Consider the following 18,997-nt stretch of genomic DNA (forward strand, 5'->3'; position numbering starts at 1 on the left):
GTTTGACAATATGATACAACCCGCAAACTTTTATCCTGGCGCACCAATATATTCCATAGTAAGGGCTTCCTTCAATTGCCTGGTTAGATCGGCCACCGCCTGGGGACTGTTTTCCCCTAGTTCCTCTATTAATCGCACCAAGGCACTGCCCACCACCACACCGTCACAATGTTGGGCCACCGCTATCGCCTGTTCTGGTGTAGCAATACCGAACCCAGCCACCACAGGAAGTTCCGTAAATTCTTTTATTTGGCGCGTTAATCCGTTGATTTCCCCGGTAACCACCTGCTTGGTACCCGTAATGCCAGTCACCGTAACGCAGTAGATAAACCCTTGGGCCAGGGCCGCAATTTTAGCCAACCGTTGCCTGGTACTGGTAGGTGCAGCCAGGGGAATAACAGCCAGCCCCTTGGACAAAGCAACAGTTGCCAAAGGGCCTGCTTCTTCCACAGGTAGATCCGGTATAATAACACCATCCACCCCGGCTTGTGCTGCATCCTGGCAAAATTGTGTTAAACCATACTGTAAAATCGGATTATAATAAGACATGAAAATCAGTGGGATGGTCACCCGCTGTCTGACCTCGGACACCATCTGCAAAATATTGGCCGAATGGGTGCCTTTGCTAAGAGCCCTGGCAGAGGCCCGTTGGATCACCGGCCCATCCGCTGAAGGATCTGAAAAGGGAATTCCCAATTCAATTACATCTGCCCCCGCCTGAGCCATTACTTCAATATGCCGGGCGGTAGCTTTAAGGTCTGGGTCACCGGCCACTAGATAGGTTATTAGTGCCTTCTCCTGACGCTTTTTTAACATTGTAAAGGTTTGGTAGAGGTGTTCAATTCCGGTCATGGCAATGCCACCCCCATTTCTTTAGCCACCGTATGCACATCCTTGTCACCCCGGCCGGACAAGCAAACTAGCAAGCTTTGTTGGTTATTCATTTGAGCCGCCAGCTTAACAGCACCGGCCAGAGCATGAGAGCTCTCCAAGGCGGGTAAGATCCCTTCGGTACGAGAGAGTAGGTGAAAGGAATCCAGTGCTTCCTCATCGCTAACCGCGATGTATTGCACCCTCCCGCTGTCTTTTAGGTAACTATGCTCCGGTCCCACGCCGGGATAATCCAATCCAGCCGATATGGAATGAACCGGGCTGATCTGCCCCTCTGCATCTTGCACCAGATAACTGTAGGAACCATGCAGTACACCTGGACGACCGGCACTTAACGCTGCGGCATGTCGATCAGTTTGCAACCCCAGGCCGCCAGCCTCGACACCTACCAATTTTACTTGTTTATGGGGTAAAAAGTGGTAAAACATTCCCATTGAATTACTACCCCCTCCTACGCAGGCCACCACGCAATCCGGCAAAGTTCCCCGTTGATCTAACATTTGCTCCCGGGCTTCCAGCCCAATGATAGCTTGAAAATCCCGTACCATCATCGGATAAGGATGGGGACCGGCCACCGAACCAATGCAATAAAAGGTGTCCCTGACATGGGTTACCCAGTCCCGCATGGCCTCATTCATGGCATCCTTCAGGGTACCGCTGCCAGAGCTTACCTTTACCACTTCGGCACCTAATAATCGCATACGAAAAACATTGGGAGACTGGCGGTACATATCTTCTTCGCCCATGTAGACCACACATTTCATCCCTAGCATAGCCGCCACGGTAGCGGTGGCTACCCCGTGTTGCCCCGCTCCGGTTTCCGCCACAATGCGTTGTTTACCCATGCGGCGAGCCAGCAGAAGCTGACCCACTGTGTTATTAATTTTGTGAGCCCCGGTGTGATTTAGATCCTCTCGTTTTAGGTAAATGTCTGCCCCACCGATTTGCTTACTAAGGGTCGCTGCGAAATAAATTGGTGAGGGCCTTCCCACGTAATGTTTTAAATAATAGGCCACTTCCCTTTGGAAATCCGGTTGTTGCTGGGCCTTCTGGTAGGCCATGATTAATTCTTCAAGGGCTGGCATAAGAGTTTCCGGTACAAAGGTTCCCCCATAGGAACCAAAATAACCCCTTTTATCCGGCGGCACCGACACACACCTCCCTAACGCGTTGAATAAATGCTTTCATCAATACCCTATCTTTTTGGCCGTTCACTTCTACCCCACTGGAAACATCCACCCCATAAGGACGGACCAACGCCACAGCCCGCCCTACGTTGCCAGGATGGAGCCCCCCTGCCAGGATTAGGGGGGCTTTTAAGGAGAGTCCCTCCAGTAATTGCCAATGGAAGGTTTGGCCGCTGCCCCCTATGCTTCCTGGTATAAAGGTATCCACTAGGATAGCACTAACCGGATAGTCATTAGCCCGTTCCAGGGTAACGCGATCCCTGGCAGGAATGGCTTTGATACACCGCAGACTCAATTGACGGCAATAACCCGGACTTTCTTGCCCGTGTAATTGAATGCTATCTAAGCCACAAAAGTCGGCGATCTGCCGTACTTCGTCTGCCGGAGAATCCACAAAGACCCCCACCCGAGTCACCAGGGGTGGCAAAGCCTGACATATCTCCCTGGCCCGCTCCGGGGTCACCCGGCGTCTGGATGGAGCAAACACCAAACCGATGGCATCGGCTCCAGCCTTAGCTGCGGCCAGTGCTGTGGGTGCATCCTGCAAACCGCAAATTTTAATGCGTACAGACTGATCCGTCAACAGTGCCACCTCCCTTCACCAGTTCTCGTACTTTAGCAGGGATATCCTCTGAACTAACCAAGGCCTCTCCCACCAGCGCAGCGTTAACTCCCTGTTCTTGAAGAAACCTCATCTGTTGGGAAGAATGAATACCACTTTCACTAACCACGGTAATGTCTGGCCGCTTGATTAACTCCATTAGCCGAGCTGTAACAGCCAAATCAGTCTGGAAGCTCTGCAAATCCCGGTTATTGATACCAATCATATTGATTCCTAAATCCAATACCCACTGTAATTCATCGGCAGTATGCACCTCCACCAGCGTTTGCAGGCCGCAATCCCGGGCTAGGTTGGTTAGGTAGCTAAGCTCCTCTTCTTTAAGCAACGCAGCAATTAATAAAATGGCATCGGCTCCAAACAGCCTGCTCTGATAAACCTGTAACGGATCTAGGATAAAATCCTTCCTTAACAAGGGAAGCTCGATGGTCTGACGAACCTCTGGTAGATAATTTAGGTGCCCGCCAAAAAAAGGGCTATCCGTCAGCACAGATACGGCTGCCGCACCATGATCCCGGTAAATGACAGCCAACCGGCGGTGGTTAAAATTTTTACAGAGTACTCCTTTTGTCGGGGAGCGGTGTTTTATTTCGGCAATCAGCTTCACGTTGTTTCCGTCACTAAGGGCCTGTTGAAAATTGCGAGCCGGTGGTAAGGCACTAATTTCCTTTTCCATTTGAGATCTGTTTAGCTGGGATAGCAGCTTTCGAATTTCTTGTTTTTTTGCCGCTACAATTTGTTCTAAAATCACCGTGCTGCTATCCTCCTTCCCACCAAAGACTGGCTGAATTCTACCAGTTCCTTAAGTTTTTTCCGAGCCTTGCCTGAATCTATGACATCCCCGGCCAAGCGAACAGCCACAGCTAGATCGTTGGTCAGACCACCCGCTATTAGGCCCAGAGCCGCATTGATAATAACCGCATGTCTCCGGGGGCCGGAAGCACCCTCTAAAATATTCTTTATAATTCTTGCATTCATTTTGACATCTCCCCCAGCCAATGCCGCCACCGGGGAACGCGGCAGTCCGTACTCCGCCGGGTCTAAGGTCATCCGGCTAACCTTACCATCTGCCACTTCATAGACTAGGGCTGCACCAGCCAAGGAAATTTCATCCACACCCCCACAGCCATGAATAACAAAGGATTTTTTACTGCCCAAATTGGCTAACACCTGGGCCAACACCGGAACCAAATCCGCACTGTAAACTCCCAGTACCTGCCTTTCTGCAAAGGCCGGGTTGGTCAGGGGGCCCAGAATATTAAATACTGTACGAATCCCTAGTTCTTTGCGGGGGGCGGCGGCATGTTTCATTGCCCCATGCAGTAGGGGGGCATAAAGGAAGGAAATACCCACTTTATCCAGGCAATGGCCGGCCTCCTCAGGAGTAAGGCTAACCGCTACTCCCAGGTACTCCAGCACGTCGGCACTACCGCACTTGCTGGAAACTGAACGGTTGCCATGTTTGGCCACAGGCAATCCTGCACCCGCCAGTACAAAGGCACTGGCGGTGGAAATATTAAAGGTGTTAGCACCGTCCCCACCGGTACCGCAGGTATCTACCACTCTCCGGCGCTGGGTAGCTACCGGCGTCACTTTGGACCGCATGGTACGGGTAAAACCTGTAATTTCCTCCACCGTTTCCCCCTTTAGATGAAGGGCTGTTAACAAGCCAGCAATTTGTGCCTGGGTAGCCAAGCCTTCCATAATCTCAGCCATGGTTTGTTTGGCCTCATTTTCAGACAGACTTTCTCCGGCCACTACTTTTTTAATGGCTTCACTAATCACTCATCTCTCCTCCTTCTCGTCTCCCTCAACTCTTCTCAACTTGGCATTGCTTTAGAAAATTCTTTAACAAGGCTTTTCCTTGGGGGGTGGCTATGGATTCCGGGTGATACTGAACCCCTTCCACCGGATATCGGCTATGCCGGATGCCCATCACCTCTCCTTCTGGTGTTCTGGCAGATATGGTTAGATTGTCAGGCAGGCTTTCCTCCTCTACAGTTAATGAATGATAGCGTGCGGCGGTAAATGATGGAGGAATATTTTCGTAGATACCCCGTCCGTCATGGAGAATGACCGAGGTTTTGCCGTGCATTATCCTGCCAGCTAGTATTACTTGCCCCCCCAGTGCCTGCGCAATGGTTTGATGACCCAAGCAAACTCCCAAAATGGGTTTTTTTCCTAGCAGATGCCGTACCGCAGCCAGACAAATTCCTGCATCTTCGGGTCTGCCCGGTCCGGGTGAAATCAGTACGCCGCTATACATTGGGTCCAGCAGGGTTTCTGTGGTAACGGCATCATTTCGGTGAACTCTGACCAGCCACCCTAATTCCCTGACTAACTGCACCAGATTGTAGGTAAAAGAATCATAATTATCGATTACCGCCAGCATTCTTAAGCTCCCCTCCCCTCTGACAGGCCAGAACAGCCACTGCCATGGCCCTAGCCTTATGTAACGTTTCCAGGTACTCTTTCGTGGGGTCAGAATCAGCCACAATACCTGCCCCGGCCTGGAAATAGGCCTTTCCCTGATGAATGACAGCGGTTCGGATGGTAATGGCTGTGTCCATGTTCCCTGCAAAATCCAGATAACCCACCGCGCCGGCATAAATCCCCCTTTGTATTGGCTCCAATTCCTCGATAATCTCCATGGCCCGAATTTTAGGTGCCCCAGAGACAGTTCCCGCTGGAAAGCAAGCGGCCAATGCCTCCAGTTGCTGGCCATCTGGCTCTAGTTGCCCTCTCACTTCCGATACCAAATGCATGACATGGGAATAACGTTCCACCTCCATATACCGGGAAACTTCAACAGTTCCCGGCTGGCAAACTCTTCCCAAATCATTGCGCCCTAAATCTACCAGCATCAGATGTTCGGCCCTTTCCTTTTCGTCTTCCAGCAATTCTTGAGCCAACTGTTGGTCTGCCTGCTCATTGGCTCCCCTGGGCCTGGTTCCGGCAATAGGGTGGCTATAAAGTTGATTTCCTGCCAGACGTACCAGCATCTCCGGTGATGCCCCAACCAAATAGGTGTCACCAAAATTAAAATAATAGAGATAGGGGGAGGGATTAATGGCCCGTAACCTCCGGTATAGTTCAAAAGCACTGCCTGAGAAAGGAAGGCTGAATCTTTGGGATAAGACCACTTGAAAGATATCACCGCGCCGAATGTACTCCAAGGACTTTTTGACGGATCCCTCAAACTGTTCTCTGGTAGTTGTGGAAGAATTGGCAAGTTCTCGGTAGAGTTTTTCTTCTTCTTCCCAGGGCAGAACTTCTGGGAGAGGGTTCTGGGCATACTGTTGTGGGGCTTGAAAAATCCTTTCAGCCATCTGGTCAATGGTGGCAATGGCTTGCTGGTAAGTATCTTCCGGTGCCCCTTGTCGAGGTAGGTTAGCAACGATTAGGAGGGTACGCTTGACATGGTCAAAGATTAACACTACCCCTGGCAGCATCATCTGGCAAAGGGGTAAACAAAGGCTCTCCTTTTGCAGATCCGGTAATTTTTCCAGGTAACGAACCAAGTCATAGCTAAAATATCCCACCATACCGGAAGTAAAGCGGGGCAATCCTGGCATCTGGGGGGAGCGAAACCTACTTAGCAGGCCCTTTAAAGCCTCCAGCGGACCCCCGTGTAGTTTGGCACTGCCCACTGTACCCCGATAACTGGCGCAACCTTGGTGAAATTGATAATTCAGCAAACTGTTTAGGCCGATAAAGGAATACCTAGCTAAGTGGGTACCTCCCTCTACACTTTCTAGCAAAAAACTGGGTCCCGTGGGTGATAATTTGCCATAGAGTGACACTGGCGTTTCAGTATCCATCAGGTATTCCCGGTAAACAGGAATCAAATTATACTCTTCACTCAAACGGCAATAATTCTTAAGGGGGGGATTATACATCTTCAGACACCTCCAAAAAACAAAAAACCGGCAGCTCAAAGAATGAGCGCCGATTATAAACTCACTTTATAACTTTGCTACCCTCAGCTAATCTCATCTCAACTATTTAACTCAACTATTCTCAAACTCATCTCATAAATCACTAAACTTACTCTAAAAATTAGCACACCAGGATAGATTAGTCAATCTATTTTTTAAAAGTATCTTAAAAAAATTAGGACTATTTGGAAGGAAATTTTATCTCTACTGCATAACCTATTATAGACATGGTATAGCAGAAAGGTGGCTTTAGAAGTTGACAGATAAAAAAAGCATAACATTATTTGAGCCTTACGCAGTAGGAAATTTAGTGGTGTATGTCACTGGGGAGGATCGAGGTTCCGTGATTGAAGCAGACTGTCGCTGGGAATTGACCACCACGTTAACTAGCTGCGACTGTTGCACCTTCCGCTGGCGTTCCCGGATGGACCCAACCTTTCAGTGCCGGCACATCCTGGCGTTGCGTGAGGTATTAGGAAAATAACTTGTCACCCCTGGGTAACCGGGGGTTTTTACATATGCAACCTACCCTGCAATTGCTGAATGGCCGCTTCCCCCAGCACCCGGTAACCTTCATGGGAAGGGTGACCTCCATCTAGCAACAAACGGGGCATCCCTTGACCTGTACTATCTAATAGGGGCAAATAATAATCCAGGGTAAAAAGCTCGTTGTCCGCAGCATATTGAGCAATCCACTTCCTAATTTGCTGCAAAGAATGGTTATATTTTTCCGCATCCTCCCGTGTTCCCTGAAAGTTTTGCAGGAGCTGTTCTATATTGAGCGGGGAAGGCAAAACCAAGATCGGGCAAATCCCCTGCTGCAGTGCCAGTTCCACCACCTGACGGATATTGTTTTCTGCCTCCCTTATCGCTATGCCCATCCAGCCATCATTATGACCTCCGGCGAAAATAACATAAGCCGGATTTTCGGCAACTACATCACTGGCAAAACGAGCCAACATTTGGCCGGTAGTTTCTCCATTGATCCCCCGGTTGATCAACCTACACCCGGTAGCTTCGGCCACCACCTTGACCCAGGAGTAATCCGGTCCATCGGGGTAACCATAGGTGATACTGTCTCCCAAGCAAACTATTTTTTTTCGCTCGATTACTCCTTGAAAGGCCTGTACACCAGCTTCATCTGCCAAGGCGAAGGTGATATCCCGAATACTTAGATTCAAGGATAGGTGCCTTCTGGCCTCGGCAACCATAACCTGTGACAGGGTATCCGGTGAGATTTCTTTTTGCCGCGAGTTGATCACCGGAATAAACAAAGACTGCAGCCTTTTCGTTTCAGCAGTCTTAAAAGCTTTTCTGGTAACAACTCTGATGCTATCTATCGGCGACTGTTGATCCCTAAAATCCTCAGCCTTTAACACCTGTTCCTGCTCTTGATGCTGCAAACCAAGCTTAGATAAATCCGCTTGGATAACTTGAATCATCTGTCAAAACCTCCTTCTTTAGGAAAACCTTATTTATCTTTTCGCTTACGATAAGGGAATTCCTTCTTAGAAAAACTTAGCTTGCTTGTGCCTTATAGGGTACGCCAAGTCTTTAGACGCAGGCGGAAGCTTAGTTTGCCCTTATGCAAAGCGGAAAGTTTCATACTTTTCGCTTTGCCAAACTAGAAAAACTAGTCTCCACCAAGTAGGCGAAGGCCTAGTTTGCCCTTACGTATAGCACTAAACTTTATTCTTCTGCGGTGCTAACCACAGATGCCGAACCAAATAAAACGCTAACAACAGTCCCCCAGCCACTGCCAGCCAAGTAACCCAGGACCCATTGACAAACTTTTGCCAGCCTTTACCCAGCAAGGCACCTGCCCCTAAAAAGGTGGTTAGCCAAAGTATCGCGTGGATAGTATCGTAAAGCAGAAATTTTTTCATAGAAATACCGCTGATGCCCGCCACATAGGGAGTTATATTGCCCACCGTGGGTAAAAATCTCCCCCCAATGATATAGCCCGGGGCAGAGTTGGTTAGAAGTTCCTGGGCCCTGGCAAAACGTTTCGGGGTTACACCAATATACTTACCCCATTTTTTTAGAAAGGGTTCGCCAAGATAGCGTCCAATAGAAAAGGCTGATACGGAGCCAAGAATGTAGGCCAACATTGATACCAGCCAAGCCAAAACGATATTCAATTGTCCCTGCCGGGACAAGAAGCCGATCAAAGCCAATAATACACTGCCAGGAAAAGGAAGTCCCAAAGCTTCCAAATAGATGCCAACAAATAAGCCTGGTAACCCCAACCCTGTGAAAATATCCAAAATCCGGTCAACCAAAGCAGTCTCTCCCCCTCCCCAGCTTATTATGGCAAAAAAGCAGCATTAATATTTGTCTCTGTAACATACAAAAACCACCTGCAGCAAAAATGCAGGTGGTTTACAGGTTATTGGGTAACTCTGAAAACTTTTAACAGTCCAATTTTGGCCATCAGCCACGGCCCTCAGTCACTTGGCTACCTTTACTCGATTCTTTTTAACAAATGGCATGTCCTATACGAAGGCAACTATTACGTTAAACCTCGGAACATCAACCAACAAAATCCTTACAACACCCTAGCCGCTCCACCGTAAATCAACCCTCGCTGCCCGTCCACGGTAATTACTTCACCATCAGTCAGCTGAGTTGTGGCATTCTCCACTCCCACAATGGCCGGAATACCGAACTCCAGGCCAACAATGGCGGCATGGGAGGTTAAACCGCCTTCTTCAGTAATCACTGCGGCTGCTTTTGCCATAATCGGCACAAAATCGCGGTCAGTGGCCATGGTCACCAAGATATCTCCCGGCTGTACCTTAGCTAAAGCTTCTTCAGCAGTCTGGCAAATTCTCACTTTGCCGGTTACACTACGGCGACCAATGCCAGTGCCCTTAGCTAAAATGGTACTGACGGTATGTACCTTCATCATGTTGGTGGTACCATGAACACCAACAGGCACACCAGCGGTTATTACTACCAAATCTCCGCCAGAAATAAGCCCCGCAGCCAGCGAAACATCTACTGAACTGGCAATCATTTCGTCAGTACCGGTAACATCGCTGATGGGCAGAGGTTCCACACCCCATACCAGGCACAGTTTTCTGAGCACCTTATCCCTCGGAGTAACAGCTATCACATTTACCTTGGGGCGATACTTGGCAATCATTCTGGCAGTATGACCGCTGGCCGTGGCTGTGATAATAGCGGTTACACCCAATTCCTTAGCCAGGGTACACACAGCATGGCTGATACCATCGGTAACGGTTCTTTGGATAACTGCCCCCCGGGCCACCAACAAATCATCAAAGTCTACCGCTAACTCTGCCCGCTGGGCAATACGTGCCATGGTTTCTACTGTCTGCACCGGGTATTTGCCCGCAGCAGTTTCACCGGATAACATAATGGCATCACTGCCATCAAAAATGGCATTCGCCACGTCACTGGCCTCAGCCCGGGTAGGTCTAGGGTTCTGGATCATGGACTCCAGCATTTGCGTGGCGGTAATCACTGGTTTACCGGCAAGGTTACACCTTTCAATCATGGTCTTTTGTAAAACTGGTACCTCTTCGGCAGGAATTTCTACCCCTAGATCTCCTCTGGCTACCATGATACCATTGGCAACGTTAATGATCTCATCGAGGTTATCCACACCCTGGCTGCTTTCGATTTTGGCAATAATATCCACATCTGCGCCATATTCTTCGACAATTTGACGGATGGCTAAAACATCAGCTGCTTTACGGATGAAAGAAGCCGCAATAAAGTCTACTCCTTGCTCCAATCCAAAGCGAATATCGGCAATATCACGATCTGTAATAGAAGGTAAATTAACATTAACGCCCGGTAGATTAACACCTTTTTGATTGGAAAGCTGTCCCCCGTTAATTACCTTGCAGTGTACATCCTGTCCGTCTATCGCTTCTACTTCCAGTTCAATTAAGCCGTCTGCCACTGCTACACGGCTGCCTGGCTGCACATCCTTGGGTAAATCCAGATAGGTTACAGAAACAATGGTATTATCCCCCACCAGATCCCGGGTGGTTAGGGTAAACCGCTGATCTTTTTCTAGAGTAATCGGTGGCTGAGCAAAGGTTTTTAAACGGATTTCCGGTCCCTTGGTATCTAGCATAATGGCAATATTTTTACCAATTGCTGCCGCAGCTTGGCGGATAGCAGCGATCCTTCTGCCGTGGTCTTCATGGGTACCATGGGAAAAATTGAGTCTGGCTACATTCATGCCAGCCAGCATCATTTTCTTTAACGTTTCTACATTTTCACTGGCAGGCCCAATGGTACAAACGATCTTTGTCCGCCTCATGGAAGAACCCCCTGTCGTTTAGAAAAACTTAGATAGAGAGAATCTTGGCCAATTCGTACATTTCCTTATTAATCGGGCTTGCCTTGCCGATAACTTCGGATAAATCGCTGGCCACAATCTCCCCGGCCTTCATACCAACCATTTTGTTAGTTTCCCCAGCCATTAGTAATTCTACCGCTTTGGCGCCTAACCTGGCGGCGAGAATTCGGTCAAATGCACTGGGGCTGCCGCCTCGTTGTAAATGACCCAGGATGGTAACCTTGGTATCAAAACCGGTAAACTCTTTAATTTCCTGGCCAATTTCTATTCCACTGGCTGCACCTTCAGCCACCAGGATTACCGAATGAAGCTTACCCCTTTTAATCCCACTCAATAGTTTTTTGCAGATATCTTCTACATTAAAAGGTATCTCAGGAATTAAGATGCTTTCGGCCCCTCCAGCTAAGCCCGCAGCTAAAGCGATGTTACCAGAATTGCGACCCATGACCTCAATAACAAAGGTCCGCTCATGGGAGGTTGCCGTATCACGGATTTTATTAATGGCCTCTACCACATTATTAACTGCCGTATCGAAGCCTATGGTATAGTCTGTACCGGCAATATCATTGTCAATGGTTCCCGGTACCCCAATCACCGGTATTCCATATTCCTGTTGAAAAATACTGGCCCCGGTAAAGGAACCATCCCCGCCAATAACCACCAATCCCTGTACCCCAAAGCGCTGCACATTCTCAAAGGCCAAAGCCCGGCCTTCTTTGGTTTGAAAGCGCTTTGACCTGGCTGTATGTAAAATGGTGCCGCCCCTGCCGATAATGTCAGCAACAGAGCCTAAATTCATCGGACCCATATCAGCATCGACAAAACCACTATAGCCTCGGTTGATCCCGATAATTTCCAAGCCGTGGTAAATGGCCTTGCGGACAACTGCCCGAATACAGGAGTTCATGCCCGAGGCATCGCCGCCACTTGTTAAAACACCAATCCTCTGCACCCGCTTAACTCCTCCTTCAAATACTAGGGTTATACACCTATAGCCTGCCGCTTCGCGGCAGGCTTATCCAGGTTTATCTAAATTATTTTTATCCTGTTTGTCCCATGGAACGAAATTTGGCATAGCGCATCTCAACCAACTGTTCCGTGGATTGTTGTAATAATTCCTTTAAATGGCGCTCCAGAGCTTCGTCCAATAGGCTGTAGGTAGCGGTTAAATCGCTATGAGCCCCACCCAGGGGTTCTGGAAGGATTTCATCAATAACCCCCAGCCGCAATAAATCTTCCGCCGTAAGATTCAAAGCCTCTGCCGCTTCCTTCGCTTTACTGCCATCCTTCCAGAGAATGCTGGCTGCAGCTTCCGGAGAACTAACAGAAAAAATGGCATGTTCTTGCATTAGGATTTTATTGGCCACACCCAGAGCCAATGCACCCCCGCTGCCACCTTCGCCAATCACCACAGAAATTATCGGCACTTTTAAGGCGGACATCGCCATGAGATTTCTGGCAATAGCCTCTCCCTGGCCCCGTTCTTCGGCGCCCATGCCACAGTAGGCACCAGCAGTATCAATAAAACAAACTACCGGGCGACCAAACTTTTCTGCTTGTTTCATTAATCGTAAGGCCTTACGGTACCCTTCCGGGTGAGCCATGCCAAAATTTCGTTGAACATTTTCTTTGGTATCGTGGCCCTTTAAATGTCCTATTACCGTAATCGGAATTCCTTTGTAACGGGCGAGGCCTCCCAGTATCGCAGGATCATCCCCAAACAGTCTGTCACCATGTAGTTCCAAGAAATCTGTAAAAAGGGCTTTACAATAATCTAAGGTGTTGGGCCGAGCAGCATGTCTGGCTATTTGCACCTTTTGCCAGGGACTTAGATTACTGTAGATATTCTCTTTCATGTCTCTGGATTTTTTTTCTAAGAGGGCAATTTCCTCGGAAAAATCAATACCTTTTTCTTGGGTAAAACGATTTAACTCTTCGATTTTAGCCTCAAGCTCCAGCAAGGGCCGTTCAAAATCAAGTGCCATTCTTGGCCTCCTTTAAACCTGATGGAGTGAAAGAATCTTGGCCAATGTATCTCGTAACTTAAGACGGTTGATAATCATATCCACCATCCCATGTTGGCGCATAAATTCTGCTCTTTGGAAACCCTCCGGTAGTTTTTGACGGATGGTTTGCTCAATCACCCGAGGTCCGGTGAAACCAATCAGTGCCCCTGGTTCTGCGATGATAATATCTCCCAAAGAAGCAAAACTGGCAGTAACGCCACCAGTGGTGGGATCGGTAAAGACCGAAATAAACAACAACCCCGCCTCATCCAGCTTGGCCAAAGCAGCGGAAGTCTTAGCCATTTGCATTAGAGAAAGAATCCCTTCCTGCATCCTTGCTCCACCGGAGGTGGAAAAGAGAAGCACCGGACAGCGTCGTTCGATCGCCTTTTCAATCGTCCGAGCAATTTGCTCCCCCACTACAGAGCCCATGCTACCCATAATAAAATGGGAATCCATCACACCGATCATGACTGGGTTCCCTTCTATGGTAGCCTCACCAGCCAGGATCGCTTCCTTTAGACCAGTGGTTTCTTGCACATCTGCAATCTTTTCACTATAGTTGGGGAAATTTAGCGGATTTATAGTAGTCAACTCATGATCAAGCTCTTGAAAAGACCCCTCATCCACCGTCATGCGTATTCTTTCCTGGACATTAAGACGAAAATGGTAATTACACTTCTGACAAACCTTACAGTTTTTTTCCAATTCTTTGGTATACAGGATTTCATTACAGCGTGGACATTTAACCCATAAACCCTCGGGAATATCCCTTTTTTCTGTTTGGTTACCCTCTGGTCGTACGGTTACATATTTGGTTTTACGAAAAATATCTAAAGCCAAAACTCACCTCTCCCTTAACTTAGCAGACGATTATATTGTGTTAATAATCTCTAATGCTTCGTCAACCTCGGATTCAGGTACCAAAATTTCTACCGATCCATTATCATTACCATTCGGTAGTCCGATATTGCGTAATTTTACAAGCAAGCCCTCCTGCGAAAGCGCTTGTTGTAATTTTTCGGCTTGTTTTTTGTTGGGCGCAATATATACCACCGTCCACACACCATAAGCCCCCTCAAATTACATTTAGATAGTGTAAATCATATTTATGTTTGTTTCTATTAAATCCCTGGGTATTCCTCTTTTTCCCTACAAAAATAAGTATATCCAGAGTTTAATCTCTGGATACTGATGCCTCACGTCAAATCAGCTTCTCCGCTAATGCTGCATTTTATTCGTCTGTCCGGATACGCCCGTGTTTAGTCATTAAATCCGCCCGTCCACGAATTTTAATGGCGGAAGTGTGCTCAGTAAACTGAGCAATCATGATTTCACCCTTATCCAATTTCTCGGAATGATGAAACTTAGTTGCCCCACCTCTGGTTAAACCAATAATCGTAACACCATTTTCCAATGCTTTAATAACAACATAGTCGCCGCCAATCTGGTTGTTATCTGCCATCTGTGACCACCTCAAAAATTTCCTCATTTTTACAGCTTACATCATATCATATTTAACCCTGGTTGACAAGCTGGAAAGCCCAGCCTTGTTTTATCCAGTGCAGTCGGCACAAAGTAGCAGGTGAAGGTTACGCATCTTACCATAGGCTATCAGCTTATCCCCTGCTTGCAGTCGTTGGCTACCCCTTGGTGAATGGATGAAATCATCCTGACGTTCAATGGCTAAAATAAAAATTTCTTTATCTCTAATTTTACTTTCTGCAATGGTTTTCCCGGTGAGAATCGTATTCTCTTGTAAAATAACCTCTGCCACCCCGTATTCCCGATTTAAATGAAGCACTTGTTCAACAGTTTGTTTTTCCATTCTATAGCGGCGAGATAGCTGCCGTTCGATGCCTCTATCCAAGTGACCACGAAATTGGCGGCTGGAAGCCAAACTAATGACCACTAAAAAAATCATGATGGCGGTAGCGACCTGGACCAAGGTCAGGGGGTGACGCATAACGTCGATTAAGACTGTCACAATGGTGGCTGTACCCAGGTAGCCCAACACCATCAAAACCATAATAATTCGCCGCCGGGCATGGTGCCTTACCACAATTTCGGAATGGGAGGTAGTATAGCCCACCGTTACCAGGGCCGAAAGGGCTTGAAAACGAGCCATGGGTAAATCCATACCGGTTAACTTCAAAACAATAGCAGAAATTTCCACAAGAATAAACAGCACTAAAATAAAGGACACCAAGAAGATTAAGTTCACATCATCACCCCTCGGTAGAAAATTGCCCAGTCCCTTATTTTGTGTTAATATCCATCCAGACATACAAAAAGCCATTGGCTCTTGATAGCCTTTGGCTTTTGCTTTTATATATCTAACAAACTATTGGGTACCAAGTACGTATCTGGATCAAAGGTAGGGGAGCCCGACTGTCCTTGTCGTGGTCTCTCCCTGCTCACCGTTTTTACTGGCTTGTTTGGCTCCGGAGTCCGGGGCCTACCTCCCTGCGTCATTCTGCTCCGTTGCTCTCTGGTAGCTGCCAGCGGAACTTTCAAGGGAGTTAAACAACGTAGTTTAACATTCTCTTCACCCAAAAGTTTTGTTAAATCTTTCCTAAGCTGGGGCTGCAGATTGACCCATAAACACTCTGCCAATTGTCGATGCGTTCTCGTGGTCTGATGAAAGATAATAACCGGTGTATTTCCCTTGCTTTGTCCCAATATTGCTTCGACCGAGTTAATTCTTTCCGGGTCATCGTCAACCTGCAACCATAGTTCTAGCTGCATACTGTCCAGGGGAATCATTTCTTCCGCCAACACCTTGGCTTCTTCACCATTGTTGCTGGACCGACCCTTGATCAGCAGTGGATCTCGCAAATCGAGCATGCTGGCTTGGCGGCGGTAAACCTCGGGAAAAACAATCACTTCGCAAGCACCTGTTACATCTTCCACACTGACAAAGGCCATGGGATCCCCCTTGCGGGAAGTAATCCGTTTAACCGTAGAAATCATACCCGCTAGCAACAGGGATTGACCGTCCGGTATTTCCAGCAGATCTGCTGCCCGCTGCACTTCCAAGGATTCCAGCAGCCAAGTAAACTCTGTCAGAGGATGGCCGGAGATATACAGTCCCAGAGCTTCCTTTTCATAATCTAATTGCTGTTTGGAAGTAAAGGGGGAAACCTTCGGCAGTCTCACCTGCAAATCTTCCTGAGGGCTGTCGGCCATTAAGTCAAATAGATTCACTTGTCCATTTTCTCGGTCCTGTTGAGCCCGCACTGCGAATTCGATAGCGGTATCGAGACCTGCCATAAGTTGTGCCCGGTGACCAAAAATGTCCAGGGCTCCCGCCTTGATTAAACTTTCCAGTACTCGCCGATTGGCCACGCGGGTATCCACCCGGCTGCAGAAATCAGAAAAACCAGTAAAGGGGCCACCTTTTTGGCGAGCCTGGATGAGCTCTTGTACCGCTCCCCAACCCACATTTTTCACCGCTGCCAGACCAAAGCGAATGGCACCTTGGGTGGCTGTAAAATTCTCCAAACTATGATTAATATCCGGCGGCAGCATTTGAATGCCCATACGCCGGCATTCTTCAATGTAAAGCACCACTTTATCTGTATTATCCCGGACAGAAGTTAGTAAAGCAGCCATGTATTCCACCGGGTAATTGGCCTTCAAATAAGCCGTCTGATAGGAAACCAGTGCGTAGGCAGCGGAGTGAGATTTGTTAAAGCCGTAGCCGGCAAAGTACTCCATCAGATCAAACATTTTTTCTGCTAACTGTTTGTCGTAACCCCGCGCCACCGACCCTGCAATGGGATATTTCAGGGGCTTGCCCTTTTCATCCAGGGAACTTCCACTGACAAACCACTGCCGATGCATAGCCATAATTTGGGCTATCTTCTTCCCCATAGCTTTCCGTAAAGAGTCTGCTTGTCCCAGGGAATAACCGGCCATAATGCGGGCAATCATCATTACTTGTTCCTGGTACAAAATCACGCCATAGGTTTCTTTAAGAACAGCTTCCAGGTCTGGGTGAAAATAATCCACCTGGGTTTGCCCATGCTTTCGCTGAATAAAATCCTCCACCATACCGCTGCCCAAAGGTCCCGGTCGGTACAGTGCCACCAAAGCGATAATGTCTTCAAAGGCGTTCGGCTTAAGTTCCCGCAGGATACTGCGCATGCCGCTGCTTTCCAGCTGGAAGACACCAATACCTTCCCCTCTGGTCAACATATCAAAGGTGGCTTGGTCATTCAGTGGAATGGTATTGATATCAAGCTGATTGTCTGTTTGTTTTTCAATCATCAAAATGGCTTCGCCGATCACCGTGAGGTTACGCAACCCCAACAAATCCATTTTTAAAAGACCTAATTCTTCTACTGTGTTCATGGGAAATTGGGTGGTAATCAGTCCGTCGGAAGTTTTATTTAAAGGCAAATACTCCACCAGCGGTTCCCGGGAAATCACCACCCCGGCAGCGTGGGTGGAAGCATGCCGGGGCATTCCCTCCAGTTCTACCGCGGTGTTAATGAGCCGTTTGACGTTTTCGTCCTGCTCATAGACATTGTTTAAATTGGGGGAGTTTTTCAGGGCTTTGGCGATGGTCATATTAAGCTCCATGGGCACCAGTTTAGCCACCTTATCCACATCACCATAGGGCATATCCAAGGCTCGCCCCACATCCCGAATGGCCGCCCGGGCAGCCATGGTACCAAAGGTAATGATTTGAGCTACCCGTTCCGTGCCATATTTCTGGACAATATATTCAATGACCTCACCCCGACGCTCATAATCGAAGTCTATATCAATATCCGGCATGGAAATTCTTTCTGGATTCAAAAACCGCTCAAACAACAATCCATACTGCAATGGATCAATGTTGGTAATTTCTAATACATAGGCCACGATGCTGCCCGCAGCGGAGCCCCGGCCAGGTCCTACGGCAATACCTTGATCCTTGGCATATTTAACAAAGTCCCAGACAATTAGAAAATATTCTTCATAGCCCATCTGGCCGATTACTTGTAGCTCGTAGTCCAGGCGCTCCTGCACCGGACCGGTGCAGTGGCCATAGCGTTTGATGGCTCCGGCTACACATTTTTCTCTCAGATAAGAGGCCGCTGAAAAGCTCTCCGGCACGACGAAATAGGGGAGGTGCAGCTTACCAAACTCCAGTTCTACCTGACAGCGTTCCGCGATCCTCACAGTATTGCTAAGAGCCTCTGGTATTTCCCCGAACAACAGGTTCATTTCATAGTAATCTTTCAGGTACATTTCTTGGGAGTCAAACTTCATGCGATCCGCGGAGTTGATACTCTTACCGGTTTGGATGCAAAGTAAAACATCCTGAATTTCCGCATGCTCTCGCTTCAAGTAGTGTACATCGTTGGTGGCCACCAGAGGAATTTTTAGCTCTTTGCTAATACTTAGTAAGCCACGGTTAACCTGCCGTTGTTCCTGAAAACCGTGATCCTGCATTTCTAGAAAAAAATTACCCGGTCCGAAAATATCTGCCAACTCCCGGGCCGACTGACGGGCCTTGTCTGGTTGACCATTGACTATTTTATCCGCCACTTCTCCGGCCAGACAACCGCTTAGGGCAATAATTCCGTCATGGTAACGGGCTAACAATTCTTTATCCACGCGAGGCTTATAATAAAAACCTTCCGTATAGCCCAGGGACACCAGCCTCAGCAAATTTTGATAACCCCTTTGGTTTTCGGCCAACAATACCAAGTGGTTAGGCTGGTCATCCAATTTAGGGGTACGATCCGTGCGGCGGCGAGGTGCCACATACACTTCACAACCCAAGATGGGCTTGACTCCTTCTTTATGGCACGCTTTATAAAAATCCACTACGCCAAACATACAACCATGATCGGTAATGGCTAATGCCTCCATACCACTTTCCTTGGCTTGCTTGGCTACCTGGTTAATTCTGGTTGCCCCATCCAGTAAACTATACTCACTGTGAAGATGGAGGTGCACAAATTGTTTATCCAGCACCACTCACTCCTTTTTCCTACCAATACTAACATTTTATCACGGCG

At 48.0% G+C, this 18,997-nt stretch carries 18 protein-coding genes; 1 reads left to right on the top strand and 17 read right to left on the bottom strand.

Features of this window, described 5'->3' with window-relative positions; translation table 11 throughout:
- Window positions 1–30 precede the first annotated feature (30 nt).
- The 7 genes from trpA to trpE are packed head-to-tail and all read right to left on the bottom strand — an operon-like array spanning window position 31 to window position 6,596.
- Window positions 31–852: a tryptophan synthase subunit alpha gene (gene trpA / locus BUA78_RS06300; RefSeq protein ID WP_072912110.1), complete on the bottom strand. Its 822-nt coding sequence runs from the start codon at window positions 850–852 to the stop codon at window positions 31–33.
- On the bottom strand, window positions 849–2,039 hold the full coding sequence (gene trpB / locus BUA78_RS06305) for a tryptophan synthase subunit beta (RefSeq protein ID WP_072912113.1): 1,191 nt from the start codon (window positions 2,037–2,039) through the stop codon (window positions 849–851). Before trpB ends, trpA begins: the two co-directional genes overlap by 4 nt.
- The gene (locus BUA78_RS06310) at window positions 2,026–2,661 is read right to left on the bottom strand and encodes a phosphoribosylanthranilate isomerase (RefSeq protein WP_072912115.1); all 636 of its coding nucleotides are present in this window, start codon (window positions 2,659–2,661) and stop codon (window positions 2,026–2,028) included. The genes trpB and BUA78_RS06310 overlap by 14 nt, the downstream gene beginning before the upstream one ends.
- Window positions 2,636–3,448: an indole-3-glycerol phosphate synthase TrpC gene (trpC, locus tag BUA78_RS06315; RefSeq protein WP_072912117.1), complete on the bottom strand. Its 813-nt coding sequence runs from the start codon at window positions 3,446–3,448 to the stop codon at window positions 2,636–2,638. Before trpC ends, BUA78_RS06310 begins: the two co-directional genes overlap by 26 nt.
- Complete coding sequence (gene trpD, locus BUA78_RS06320) at window positions 3,445–4,482, bottom strand: anthranilate phosphoribosyltransferase (RefSeq protein ID WP_072912119.1); 1,038 nt, start codon at window positions 4,480–4,482, stop codon at window positions 3,445–3,447. The genes trpC and trpD overlap by 4 nt, the downstream gene beginning before the upstream one ends.
- Window positions 4,483–4,507: 25 nt before the next feature.
- Window positions 4,508–5,089 (bottom strand): anthranilate synthase component II, encoded by a 582-nt coding sequence (locus BUA78_RS06325; protein ID WP_072912122.1) that lies wholly within the window; start codon window positions 5,087–5,089, stop codon window positions 4,508–4,510.
- Window positions 5,070–6,596: an anthranilate synthase component I gene (trpE, locus tag BUA78_RS06330; RefSeq protein WP_072912124.1), complete on the bottom strand. Its 1,527-nt coding sequence runs from the start codon at window positions 6,594–6,596 to the stop codon at window positions 5,070–5,072. Before trpE ends, BUA78_RS06325 begins: the two co-directional genes overlap by 20 nt.
- A 295-nt stretch (window positions 6,597–6,891) precedes the next feature.
- Between trpE and BUA78_RS06335 the strand changes: the two genes are divergently transcribed.
- Window positions 6,892–7,119: a hypothetical protein gene (locus BUA78_RS06335; protein WP_072912126.1), complete on the top strand. Its 228-nt coding sequence runs from the start codon at window positions 6,892–6,894 to the stop codon at window positions 7,117–7,119.
- 28 nt (window positions 7,120–7,147) lie between these two features.
- On the opposite strand, the gene BUA78_RS06340 is transcribed toward BUA78_RS06335, so the two are convergent.
- The 10 genes from BUA78_RS06340 to BUA78_RS06385 form a co-directional block, all read right to left on the bottom strand.
- Window positions 7,148–8,077 carry an SGNH/GDSL hydrolase family protein gene (locus BUA78_RS06340; protein WP_072912129.1) on the bottom strand — a complete coding sequence of 310 codons (930 nt, stop codon included), beginning with the start codon at window positions 8,075–8,077 and terminating at the stop codon, window positions 7,148–7,150.
- Window positions 8,078–8,317: 240 nt separating this feature from the next.
- Window positions 8,318–8,917: a DedA family protein gene (locus BUA78_RS06345; RefSeq protein WP_072912132.1), complete on the bottom strand. Its 600-nt coding sequence runs from the start codon at window positions 8,915–8,917 to the stop codon at window positions 8,318–8,320.
- A 266-nt stretch (window positions 8,918–9,183) separates the two neighbouring features.
- Window positions 9,184–10,935, bottom strand: coding sequence for a pyruvate kinase (gene pyk, locus BUA78_RS06350; RefSeq protein ID WP_072912135.1), 1,752 nt, complete (start codon window positions 10,933–10,935; stop codon window positions 9,184–9,186).
- Between the two features lie 28 nt (window positions 10,936–10,963).
- The gene (gene pfkA, locus BUA78_RS06355; protein WP_072912137.1) at window positions 10,964–11,926 is read right to left on the bottom strand and encodes a 6-phosphofructokinase; all 963 of its coding nucleotides are present in this window, start codon (window positions 11,924–11,926) and stop codon (window positions 10,964–10,966) included.
- A gap of 88 nt (window positions 11,927–12,014) precedes the next feature.
- Window positions 12,015–12,959 (bottom strand): acetyl-CoA carboxylase carboxyltransferase subunit alpha, encoded by a 945-nt coding sequence (locus BUA78_RS06360; protein ID WP_072912140.1) that lies wholly within the window; start codon window positions 12,957–12,959, stop codon window positions 12,015–12,017.
- A 12-nt stretch (window positions 12,960–12,971) separates the two neighbouring features.
- Window positions 12,972–13,823 (bottom strand): acetyl-CoA carboxylase, carboxyltransferase subunit beta, encoded by an 852-nt coding sequence (accD, locus tag BUA78_RS06365; protein WP_072912143.1) that lies wholly within the window; start codon window positions 13,821–13,823, stop codon window positions 12,972–12,974.
- Between the two features lie 30 nt (window positions 13,824–13,853).
- Window positions 13,854–14,045 (bottom strand): putative signal transducing protein, encoded by a 192-nt coding sequence (locus BUA78_RS06370; RefSeq protein ID WP_072912146.1) that lies wholly within the window; start codon window positions 14,043–14,045, stop codon window positions 13,854–13,856.
- A gap of 169 nt (window positions 14,046–14,214) precedes the next feature.
- Window positions 14,215–14,445, bottom strand: coding sequence for a trp RNA-binding attenuation protein MtrB (gene mtrB / locus BUA78_RS06375; protein WP_072912148.1), 231 nt, complete (start codon window positions 14,443–14,445; stop codon window positions 14,215–14,217).
- A gap of 90 nt (window positions 14,446–14,535) precedes the next feature.
- Window positions 14,536–15,204, bottom strand: a complete 669-nt coding sequence (locus BUA78_RS06380) for a TrkA C-terminal domain-containing protein (RefSeq protein WP_072912151.1) — start codon at window positions 15,202–15,204, stop codon at window positions 14,536–14,538.
- Between the two features lie 104 nt (window positions 15,205–15,308).
- Window positions 15,309–18,953, bottom strand: a complete 3,645-nt coding sequence (locus BUA78_RS06385) for a DNA polymerase III subunit alpha (RefSeq protein WP_072912154.1) — start codon at window positions 18,951–18,953, stop codon at window positions 15,309–15,311.
- Window positions 18,954–18,997 lie beyond the last annotated feature (44 nt).

Origin of the sequence: Desulforamulus aeronauticus DSM 10349 (assembly GCF_900142375.1) — a bacterium.
Classification (GTDB): domain Bacteria; phylum Bacillota; class Desulfotomaculia; order Desulfotomaculales; family Desulfotomaculaceae; genus Desulfotomaculum; species Desulfotomaculum aeronauticum.